Source organism: Kitasatospora sp. NPDC004799 (assembly GCF_040609095.1).
In the GTDB taxonomy this organism is placed as follows: Bacteria; Actinomycetota; Actinomycetes; order Streptomycetales; family Streptomycetaceae; genus Kitasatospora.
The window spans coordinates 1-9,353 of record NZ_JBEXJK010000330.1 but is presented as its reverse complement, the minus strand read 5'-3'; the positions used below and the strand labels follow the sequence as shown (position 1 = coordinate 9,353).

The 9,353-nt window shown below is 75.4% G+C and carries 10 protein-coding genes; 6 read left to right on the top strand and 4 right to left on the bottom strand.

Features of this window, described 5'->3' with window-relative positions:
- Positions 1-178 precede the first annotated feature (178 nt).
- The 4 genes from ABZW03_RS30805 to ABZW03_RS30790 are packed head-to-tail and all read left to right on the top strand — an operon-like array spanning position 179 to position 4,454.
- Complete coding sequence (locus ABZW03_RS30805; RefSeq protein WP_355265477.1) at positions 179-1,498, top strand: YcaO-like family protein; 1,320 nt, start codon at positions 179-181, stop codon at positions 1,496-1,498.
- Between the two features lie 21 nt (positions 1,499-1,519).
- Entirely contained in the window at positions 1,520-3,199 is a 1,680-nt protein-coding gene (locus ABZW03_RS30800) for a thiopeptide-type bacteriocin biosynthesis protein (RefSeq protein WP_355265474.1), read from the top strand.
- A complete protein-coding gene (locus tag ABZW03_RS30795) occupies positions 3,196-3,684 on the top strand; it encodes a hypothetical protein (RefSeq protein WP_355265471.1) in 489 nt (162 codons plus the stop codon). Before ABZW03_RS30800 ends, ABZW03_RS30795 begins: the two co-directional genes overlap by 4 nt.
- Positions 3,681-4,454 carry a GNAT family N-acetyltransferase gene (locus ABZW03_RS30790; RefSeq protein WP_355265468.1) on the top strand — a complete coding sequence of 258 codons (774 nt, stop codon included), beginning with the start codon at positions 3,681-3,683 and terminating at the stop codon, positions 4,452-4,454. The genes ABZW03_RS30795 and ABZW03_RS30790 overlap by 4 nt, the downstream gene beginning before the upstream one ends.
- A gap of 53 nt (positions 4,455-4,507) precedes the next feature.
- On the opposite strand, the gene ABZW03_RS30785 is transcribed toward ABZW03_RS30790, so the two are convergent.
- A complete protein-coding gene (locus ABZW03_RS30785; RefSeq protein WP_355265465.1) occupies positions 4,508-5,155 on the bottom strand; it encodes a peroxiredoxin-like family protein in 648 nt (215 codons plus the stop codon).
- A 283-nt stretch (positions 5,156-5,438) separates the two neighbouring features.
- Between ABZW03_RS30785 and ABZW03_RS30780 the strand changes: the two genes are divergently transcribed.
- On the top strand, positions 5,439-6,059 hold the full coding sequence (locus tag ABZW03_RS30780) for a DUF1326 domain-containing protein (protein WP_355265462.1): 621 nt from the start codon (positions 5,439-5,441) through the stop codon (positions 6,057-6,059).
- A 72-nt stretch (positions 6,060-6,131) separates the two neighbouring features.
- Here the strand turns inward: ABZW03_RS30780 and ABZW03_RS30775 are convergent, their stop codons facing one another.
- From ABZW03_RS30775 to ABZW03_RS30765, 3 genes are all read right to left on the bottom strand, one after another.
- Positions 6,132-6,932, bottom strand: coding sequence for a DUF2182 domain-containing protein (locus ABZW03_RS30775; RefSeq protein WP_355265459.1), 801 nt, complete (start codon positions 6,930-6,932; stop codon positions 6,132-6,134).
- Positions 6,933-7,103: 171 nt separating this feature from the next.
- Positions 7,104-7,847, bottom strand: coding sequence for an SOS response-associated peptidase (locus tag ABZW03_RS30770; protein WP_355265457.1), 744 nt, complete (start codon positions 7,845-7,847; stop codon positions 7,104-7,106).
- Positions 7,848-7,924: 77 nt separating this feature from the next.
- Positions 7,925-8,668 carry a helix-turn-helix transcriptional regulator gene (locus tag ABZW03_RS30765; RefSeq protein ID WP_355265454.1) on the bottom strand — a complete coding sequence of 248 codons (744 nt, stop codon included), beginning with the start codon at positions 8,666-8,668 and terminating at the stop codon, positions 7,925-7,927.
- Between the two features lie 55 nt (positions 8,669-8,723).
- On the opposite strand from ABZW03_RS30765, the gene ABZW03_RS30760 reads away from it, so the two are divergent.
- Positions 8,724-9,353, top strand: a 630-nt coding sequence (locus tag ABZW03_RS30760; protein ID WP_355265451.1) for an MFS transporter, incomplete at its 3' end; no start/stop codon positions are given.

Here is a 9,353-nt window from a genome sequence, read left to right as displayed (position 1 = left end):
TCCTGGTGGACCAGGATCGTGATCGGCGCTCTGCTCTTCGTCTTCATCCTGCTGCTGCGCGGTCTGCCACCCCCTGCCCGCCGACACCCCCGAGGCCGCCCGGCTGCCCGCCACCCCCCGCCTGCTGCCCGACCCGGCCGTGCTGCGCGGCCCCAACGACCGTACGGAAGCAGGGCAGTTGCGGGCCGAGCTGTACGACGAGCGGTTCGGCCCGGTGCGCCGGCTGTTCCGCACCGAGGACTCGGCCTTCGCCCTCACCACCGCCTGGGTGACCGACGGCCGGGCGCTCGACGACGGCGGGTACGGGCGCGCCTCGGACTTCCGCTCCAGCGAACGGGTGGCCCTGTTCGAGGCGGTGGAACGGTACGCGGGCATGCGGCCGCTCGGGCACCGGACCGTGCTGCGGGCCTCCTACGCGGAGCTGGCGGCCGCGTCGGGCCCGGGCGCCGTCCTCGACCCGGTCCGGCTCGGCCTGCCCGACGAGGCCCGGCCGGGGCACCCCGCCGGGGCCACCGTCCCGTACACCCCGGAGCTGGTGCTCGACTGGGTGCACGGCTGGTCGCTCACCCACCGCCGCCCGGTCGCCGTCCCCGAGCACGTCGCCTACTGGGAGGTGCCCGAACGCGACCGCCCCCGGGTGGTCTACGAGTCCTCGAACGGTTGCGGCCTGGGCAACAGCCCCCAGGAGGCCGCGCTGTACGGCCTGTTCGAGGTCGCCGAGCGCGACGCCTTCCTGATGGCCTGGTACGCCCGTACCCCGCTGCCCGCCGTCGCCGTCCCGCTCGACGACCCGGAGATCGCCGAACTCGCCGACCGCGCCCGGCTGTTCGGCTACCGGCTCACCCTGCTCGACGCCACCAACGACCTCGGCGTGCCCACCGTGCTCGCGCTCTGCCGCTACCGGGGCCGCCACCCCGACGCCCCGCGCACCTTCCTGGCCGCCGGAGCCCACCACGACCCCCGGACGGCGATCCGCTCCGCCGTCGCCGAGGTCGTCACCAACGTCCAGGACGCGCCGCACCGCTCCACCGCCCCCGGCGGCGCCCGCGACCCGCAACGCCTGCGGCCGATGCTGGAGCGGCCCGAGCTGGTCGTCGGCCTGGACGACCACGTCGGCCTCAACACCCTGCCCGAGGCCCAGCCCCGGCTGGACTTCCTGTTCGCCGGCCCGCCCCCGGTGCCCTGGCAGGAGCGCTGGCCCGGCGCCCCCGAACCCGTCACCGACCTCACCGCCCTGCTGGAACGGACCGTCGCCCGGCTGGCGGGGGAGGGCCTGGAGGTCCTGGTGGTCCGCCAGGACGAGCCCGGCGTCCGCGACCGGCTCGGCCTGCACAGCGCCAAGGTGATCGTCCCCGGCACCCTCCCGATGACCTTCGGCCACGCCAACCGCCGCACCCACGGCCTGCCCCGCCTGCTGGAGGTCCCGTACCGCCTCGGCCGCACCCCCGCGCCGCTGCGCCACGACGAACTCCCGCTCCACCCGCACCCGTTCCCCTAGCCGTCCGGGAAGGACGCGACGATGACCACCCACGCCCTGACAGCCGCCGGCTGGCACAGCCTGCACCTGGCGCTGCCGCTGCCCGCCCGCGAGGCCGACGCCTTCCTCACCGAGGACCTCGCCCCGCTGATGGACGGGCTCGCCGGCACCGACTGGTTCTTCATCCGCTACGGCGAGGGCGGCCCCCACCTGCGCATCCGCTTCCGCGGGCCGGCCGGGAACGGTCCAGGGGGGAACGGTCCAGCCGGGAGAGCCGAGACCCTGGCCGCCGAGCTCACCCGCCTCGCCGCCCGCCGCACCCCGCCGGACGGCCCGTTCGCGCCCCGGCACGGCGAGGTCACCGAGGTCCGGTACGAGCCGGAGACCGAGCGCTACGGCGGCGAGGCCCTGCTGCCGATCGCCGAGGAGGTGTTCACCCGCTCCACCCGTACCGCCGTCCACGCCCTGCGCGCCCTCGACGCGGCCCCCGCGGACCGGCTGCCGCTCGCCCTCGACCTCGCCCACACCACCGCGCACGCCCTCGGCCTCGACGAACTCGCCGCCTCCCGCTGGCTGCGCCGCCACGCCGCCTCCTGGCGCTGGGTCACCGAGTTCCAGCCGCTGCCCGGTGCCGCCGTGCACATCCGGGTCAACACCGTGTTCGCCCGCCAGCGGCAGGCGCTGGCCCACCGGGCCCGGGCGCTGCGCACGGCGCTGGACGCCGGAACCGCCGCGCCCTGGCTCGCCGACTGGGCGGCGTGGGTCGTCGAGGCCGCCGCCCGGATGCGGGCCGCCGCGGCCCCGGACTCCGAGGAACGCCTCTCCTGGATCTGGGGCTCCCAGCTGCACATGCTGTTCAACCGGCTCGGCGTCGGCCCCGACGAGGAACGGGCGGTCTGCCGCCTCGCCGCCCGCACCCTGCTGGAGACCGGGCAGCCGTTCACCTTCTTCCCCGCCGACCACCACGCCCCGGACCACCAGTACCTGGAGCGCAGCAAGTTCCAGATCGGCCGCGGCGAGGACACCGCGCTGCGCGACCTGCCGCACCGCCCGGCCCCGCAGCCCCGCCCCGGCGACCTCCCGCTGCCCGCCGACCCGCTGCCGCCCGTCGCCCTCGCCGATGCCCTGCGCACCCGCCGCTCCACCCGGGGCCCGCTGACCGGCCCGCTCACCGCCGGCGTCCTCGGCGGGCTGCTCTGGTCCGCCTGCACCCCCGACCCCGACACCGGCCACCGCCCGTACCCCAGCGCGGGCGGCCTGCACACCGTCCGGCTGCGGCTGCTCGCCCTCGCCGTCGACGGCCTGCCCGCCGGCACCTACCAGTGCCTCCCGGAGCACCGCACGCTGCGGCCCATCGGCCCGGCCCCCGCCCTCGACGACCTCAAGGCCCTCTCCTCCTACCTCGCCCGCCCGGCCGACGACCCGGACGGCATCGGCATCGACGAGGTCCCCGCCGTCCTCGCCGTCTACCTCGACCTCGCCCACCTGCGCCGCCGCTACGGCCTGCGCGCCCTGCGCCTCGGCCTCCTGGAGGCCGGCCATCTGGCCCAGAACCTCCTGCTCACCTCCGCCGCCTTCGGCCTCGGCACCACCCCCCTCGGCGGCCTCCAGGACGACCTGGCCCACGAACTCCTCGCCCTGGACGACCTCGGCGAGCCGATCCAGTACCTGCTCCCCCTGGGCCGCCCGGGCGCTCACGCACTCGGTACCCTCGCCCCGTGACCGATCACGGCATCGCCCTGCCCGTCTTCCGCCGCCACGTCGTCCCCGCCGTCCTGGCGCTGGCCAGCCCGACCTGGCAGCGCGAGGTCTGGCTCGACCGGGCGCAGTTCGAGGACCTCGACTACACCGTGCACGTGCTGTTCGACGACTTCTGCGACGCGGACGACCCGCGGCCCTCGCTCGGCTACAGCCTGCGCACCGAACAGGAGGTCGAGCTGATGGCCCGTCTCGGCGTCGCCTACCAGGCGGCTCAGGACGCGGTCGGGGCCAGGGCCCCCGACGAGGTCTACCTGGACTCGCCGGAGTGGCCCGCCGTCGTCGCGGCGGCGGCCCGGCTGGCCCAGGTGATGGTGGACAACGACCTCGGTGCCCTGCAACACCTGCACGACGCCGGCCACCGCTGGCCGCCCGGCACCGGGACCGTCCCGACCGGGGCCGAGGGCCAGGGCGGTTCCTGGCTGCGCGCCCTAGAGTGCTCGGCATGACGGAGGACGAACTGCGGCGGATCCGGGCCTTCCTGGCCGGCTTCGCGCGTCGGCAGGCCGAGCGTACGGTCGAACTCCCGGGCGGGTTCGCGGTGTTCGACGACGGTTTCGCGGGCTCGTGGTCGCACAACCAGGTGTTCGTCGAGCGCGCCGGCGGCGAGCCGGCCGCCCTGCCCGCACTGGTGGACGAGGTGATGGGGGAGCGGCCGTTCCGCCTGGTGACCGTGCTGGACGGGGAGTTCGGGCAGGCGTGCGCCGAGCCCTTCCGCCGGGCCGGGTACCGGCACAGCAGCTACCTGGTGATGCGGCACACCGGCCCGCTCCCCGCCCCCGAGGCCGGTCGCGCCGTCGAGGAGGTCGGCCTGGAGGCGATCCGGGCACCCCTCGCGGCGAGCTGGCGCGCGGCGCTCCCGGCGGCCGACGAGGAGGTGGTCCGGATGCTGGTCGACCGGCGCGCGACCGACCGGCGCGGAGCGGCACGCGTCCAGCTGCTCGGCGCCCGGGCCGCGGACGGCGCGGTGGCCGCCTGGACCGATCTCTACCTCGAACCCGCCCTCGGGATCGCCCAGATCGAGGACCTGATGACCGCCGAGCCGTACCGCCGGCGCGGCCACGCCGACGCCGTGCTGGCCGCCGCGCTGCGCCGCGCGGCGGCCGCGGGCTGCGGCACCCGCTTCCTGATCGCGGAGTCCGAGGACTGGCCGCGCCGCTGGTACGGCCGCCGGGGCTTCGAGGTGATCGGCCGCATCCACGGCTTCGAGCGCACCTGACGCGGCGCGGCCGGCCGCACCGGCCCGCGGGCCGCCGCGTGCCCGGCGTCCCGTCAGGAGAGGCCGTCGAGCGCGGCGAGGATCTCGGCCGGTTCGGCGCGGCGGGTGTAGTCGGTGTCGACGAAGGCCCAGCGGATCACGCCGTCCCGGTCGATGACGTAGGTCGCGGGGACGGGCAGGGTGCGGGCGTGGCCGGCGTTGACCCGGTGGAGGTCGATGCCGATGCGCTCGTAGACGGCCGCGAGGTCCTCCGGCAGGTCGAAGGCGAGGCCGTACCGCTCGGCGGTGTCGCAGCCGATGTCGCTCAGCACGTCGAAGGCCAGCTCGTTCTTCTCCGCGAAGGTCAGCGACTCGTCGGGCACCTGCGGGGAGACGGCGACCAGGCGGGCACCGCGGGCGGTGACGGCCTCGTGGTGCTGCCGCAGGGACCGCAGGGCGATGTTGCAGTACGGGCACCAGGCGCCGCGGTAGAAGGTCAGCACCACCGGGCCGTCGGCGAGGAGTTCGTCGAGGGCGACGGACCGTCCGGTGGCCGAGGGCAGGGTGAAGGACGGGGCCCGGACCCCCTCGGCCAGGGCGCTCCGCGCCTTCCCCGACGCGGCCAACTCCCGGTTCGCACGCTGCATGACGGCGCGGACGTCCGCCGGGATCTGCGCCTGGCGGCTGTCGAAGAACGCTCGCAGTTCGGCGTTGACACTCATCGGGTCTTCCTCCCCTGGATCCTGGAACGTCCATTCCAAGATAGGGGTTTCGGGGCGCTCCCCGTCAATGCCGCACGCGGGGGTCCGTGACGGGCGGGACGGGATCCCCGGGACGTGCTGACGGACCCGACCGGGCGCGGTTAACGTAGAGGTACGGCGCTCCTCGACGATCCCGCGGAGCGGAGCCGGCCATGAACACCTCCCGCTCACCACCCGTCACCGTCAGTTCCGACGCCGCCCGGAAGGACCGGACGACGGGGTCACGAGTGAGCGGAGGAGCCCCATGACGTACAGCATTTCCGGCAACTACCTGCAGAGCTGTTCCTGCGCCGTGGTCTGCGGCTGCAGCGTCGACGCCCAGCCGAGGGATCCGAAGGGCGGCACCGAGTGCCGCGGCGCGACGGTGTTCCACATCGCCGAGGGCCACCTGAACGACACCGACCTCGCCGGCGTCGACTTCGCCTTCTACAACCTGTTCCCCTCCCACCTGACCGCCGGGGACTGGAAGGTCGGCGTGGTCATCGACAACGGCGCCAGCGACGCGCAGGCCGACGCGCTCGGCCGGATCCTCTCCGGTGCGGAGGGCGGCACGTTCGGCGAACTCGCGCAGTTCATCGGCGAGTTCCTGGGCACGGAGCGTGGCGAGGTGTCACTCACCGACGGCGACGCCCCGAGCCTGGAGGTGGCCGGGCACAGCCGGGTGACGTACGAGCCGCTGCTCGGCGCCGACGGCACTCCGACCACCGTCAGGAACGCGATGTTCGGCCTCTCCGCCGAGTACGGGATCGGCCGGACCAGCGGCACCTCCGAGGCCTTCGGCCTGACCTTCGAGCCGTCCTACGGCGAGAAGGCCGACTTCGTCTACAGCAGCGACCCGGAGCCGGGCGCGCCCAAGGGGCGGTGAGCGGCCCCGCGACACCGCGGAGGAGGTCCGTCCGGGCCTCCTCCGCTTCGGCGGCCCCGCCTCCGTGCGGGGCTACATCATGCCGCTCGGCGTCAGCCCGGGCAGCAGCCAGCTCTGGAACGGCGCCAGCACCGCCAGGACCAGGAACGTCACCCCGGCCACCCGCGCCAGCAGCGGCCCGCGGCGCCACAGCTTCTCCAGGAAGACCACCACCGCGATCCCCGCCATCGCCGCCACGTTCATCACTCCGAGCGGCACCAGCACCACCATCAGTGCCCAGCAGCAGCCCAGGCAGTACCCGCCGTGGTGCAGGCCGACCCGCAGGTCACGCCCCGGAGGGCGGAAGGAGGCGTAGCGCATCAGCTGGGCCATCGGACTGCGGCAGTGCCGCAGGCACACGTACTTCAGCGGGCCCAACTGGTACAGCCCGGCCAGCGCGAAGGCCGCCGCGCCGATCCACTTCCCGGCCTCCGGATCGCGTTCCACCAGGTCGCCGGTGAGCGCCAGGCCGCCGTACGCCAGCAGTCCGAAGGCCGTCCACACCAGCAGGTAGCCGCCCAGGAACTCCGCGGTGCGCACCGCCCGTTCGGCGCCGCTCGACTGCCGCCCGATGCCGCGCGCCCAGGTCACCGCGACGGGCGCCACCGACGGCAGCATCATCGCCGCCATCATCGCCAGCCACAGCACCAGGAACAGGGGCAGCGCCATGCCCATGGTGCCGGGGCCGTTCCCCATGTCCCGGGCCTGCCCGACCGTGAACACCCAGGCCAGCGCCGCGATGACGACGATCAGGCCCCAGGCCACGGCCAGGTCCCTGGCGGGCATCAGCACCCCGGGGCGCAGCGGTTGCTTCTCCACGGTGACGGTACGCATGCTGCTCTCCTGCCTGGTCCTTCCAGGACAGCACACCTGCGCCCGCGCGAAAACCCCCGTCCCCGTCCCACCTGGAGGGCGTGCACGCACCGTCAGCCGTGCGGAGCGGAGCGTGCCGGCGCCGTCCACCACGACCGGCTCACCGGTCCCCGCGGTCGGACCGGCGGCCGGTCAGTCCGCGAGCCCCAGCGGGTCGGGGGCGTCGGCGAGCAGCTGCGGGCCGTTGTTGCGGACGCTGTTGACGGTGGTGGGGACGGCGCGCACGCGCAGGTCGCCGTCGGCGGGGCGGCGCAGCAGGTGGTGGAGCTCGGCGCGGTCGGTGTGGGCGGGGGAGAGCCAGGTGGCGAGGTCGTCGGGGGCGATGGTGAGGGGCATCCGGTCGTGGACGCGGCCGGCCGAGTCGGTGGCGTCGGTGGTGATGACGGTGGTGGTGGCGAGCCAGGCGAGCGGGTCGTCCTCGGGGAGGGTGCGGTCGCGCCAGAACTCGTACAGGCCGGCCATCAGCATCACGCCGCCGGTGCTGAGGAAGTACGGCTGCTTGTACTTCTTGCGGTCGGCGGCGGCCGGGACCTCGCGCCACTCGAAGTAGCCGTCGGCGGGGATCACGCAGCGGCGGGCGGTGAAGGCCTTGCGGAAGGCCGGCTTGGTGTCGACGGTCTCCGAGCGGGCGTTGATCATGCGGGCGCCGCCGGACGGGTCCTTGGACCAGGACGGCACCAGGCCCCAGCGCAGCGGCCGCAGTTGGCGCAGCACCTCGCCGGTGTCCCGGTCGACGCGTTCCAGGACGGCCGGGACCGGGTCGGTCGGGGCGACGTTCCAGCTCGGCGCGAAGGCTTCGGCCGGGTCCCACCGGAGCTCTCCGAGCAGTGAGACGAGGTCCTGGGGCGTGGTGGTGGAGACGAAACGGCCGCACATGCCCCCAGCCTCCCACGTCCCACCGACAACACCGTACGGACGACACCGTACGGACAACACCGTACGGGCACCGGAGTTCAGCGCGGCGCGCGCCCGCCCGGGGTGTGCCCGAAGGTGCGGCGGAACACGTCGATGAAGGCGCTGGCCGAGGCCCAGCCGCAGCGGTGCGCCACGGTGGTGACCGGCAGGCCCTCGGCGAGCAGCACCAGGGCGCGGTGCAGGCGCAGTTGGGTGCGCCACTGGGGGAAGGTCAGGCCGAGGTCGGCGCGGAACAGCCGGGAGAGGGTGCGGTCGCTGGCGCCGACGGCGCGGCCGAGTTCGGCCAGTGTGCGGCCGTCGGCCGGGTCGGCCTCCAGCAGCGCGCACAGCGCCCGCAGCAGGGGCGCGGTGGGGGTGGGCAGGTGGAGCGGGGCCTGCGGGGAGGCGCGCAGCTGGTCGAGCAGGACGGCGCGCAGCCGGGCGCGTTCGGGGCCGTCCAGCCGGGGCGCACGGGTGTACGCGACGATCAGTTCGCGCAGCAGCGGCCCGACGGCGAGGACGGTCGGGCGGTCGAGGCCGAGCGGGTCGTCGGCCGCGGGCAGGCCGACCAGGTGGAGTTCGAGGTCGCCGTGGGCGTGGTGGGCGTGGACGGTGCCGGCCGGGATCCACAGCGCGCGGTTGCCGGAGGCGACCCACGACCCGGCGTCGGTGGTGATGCCCAGCACGCCGCGGGCGGCGTAGGCGATCTGGTGGTCGTCGTGCCGGTGCGCGTCGATGGCGCCGCCGGAGGGCAGCCGCTGGGCCCTGGTCGGGGCGACGGGAGCGTGGCGGATGTTCGGCATGGCCTGGCAGGTTATCGGAAGTCCGACAGCGGCTGCGGGCCCGAGCATGGGCGGCATGCCGAAGCGAACCTCCGACCTCAGGCCGATCCTGCTGCTCTCCGTCGGGCACTCCTGCGTGGACGTCCACCAGGGCGCGGTGGCGGCGCTGGTGCCGTTCCTGGTGGCCGAGCGCCACTACGGCTACGCCGCCGTGTCCGGGGTGGTGCTGGCCGCCTCGCTGCTCTCCTCGGTGGCGCAGCCGCTGTTCGGGGCGCTCACCGACCGCCGGCCGCTGCCCTGGCTGCTGCCGGTCGGCACCCTGCTGGGCGGCGCGGGCATCGCGCTCAGCGGGGTGAGCGGCTCGTACGGGCTGACGCTGGCCTGCGTGGCGCTGTCCGGGGTCGGCGTGGCGGCCTACCACCCGGAGTCGGCCCGGGTGGCCCGGCTGGCGGCCCAGCGGGTGCGGGGCGGGCGGGGCGGAACGGGCACCCACCGGGGGATGGCCTGGTTCTCGCTGGGCGGCAACCTGGGCTTCGCGGCCGCCCCGCTGCTGGTCGCCGCCGTGGTCGGGACGGGCGGGCTGCGGCTGACCCCGCTGCTCGTGCTGCCCGCGCTCGCGGGCGCCGCGCTCTGCCTGCCGGTGCTGCGCGAGCTGGAGCGGCGCCGCGCGGCCGGGGCGGTGCGGGGGCCGCCGCCGGCCGCCGAC